We start from the raw sequence: 563 nt of genomic DNA, 5'->3' as shown, positions 1-563 counted from the left end.
GCCCGCCGTCGAGGGCTGCGGACTCGACTCCGGGATCGATCACGGCGACGCGGCCGGTGAGATCCGGCAGCAGCGAGGCGAGCGGGGCGACCTCCGCCTCCGCCGCCAGATCCGCCGCATCGAAGCCGCCTTCGTCGATTCCGACCGCGACTAGCACGTGCTCGGTCATCTCGACCAGCGGCAGCAGGGTCGCGGCGTCGAAGATCGCCTGCTCGCCCGCGATCCGCTCCCGTGCGTAGTCGTTGTCGCCGTCGATCTCGAGCTGACGCCACCCGCTCGCCACCAGCAGCGCGGCGCGCAGCACCACGAGAGGCCAGACCGCTCTGGCCTCCGCCACGCTCAGCGGGGCATCCCGGTGGAAGGCGGCGATCGTCTCGATCACGCGCAGCGGCCGCTCCGGCTCGTGGTGCAGCATCGACGATGCGCACACCGCGAGCTCGGCCACGCGCCATCCGAGTCCGAGATCGCCCAGATCGAGGACCGTGTGCGGATGCAGACGGGAATCGTCGCCCCGCGTCCCCATCACGTTGTCGTCGGTGAGGTCGCCGTGGATCGCCTGCACC

1 protein-coding gene is annotated in these 563 nt (G+C 71.4%); it reads right to left on the bottom strand.

All coding sequences use genetic code 11. The features are described 5' to 3' along the window. The coding region (locus KZA10_RS17230; RefSeq protein ID WP_218683517.1) for a phosphotransferase at positions 1 to 563 on the bottom strand (563 nt) is incomplete at both ends.

The organism is Microbacterium sp. BF1 (assembly GCF_019279095.1).
GTDB lineage: Bacteria > Actinomycetota > Actinomycetes > Actinomycetales > Microbacteriaceae > Microbacterium > Microbacterium maritypicum.
Note: the sequence above shows the minus strand (reverse complement) of the source record. Positions and strands in the feature narration are given on the sequence as shown.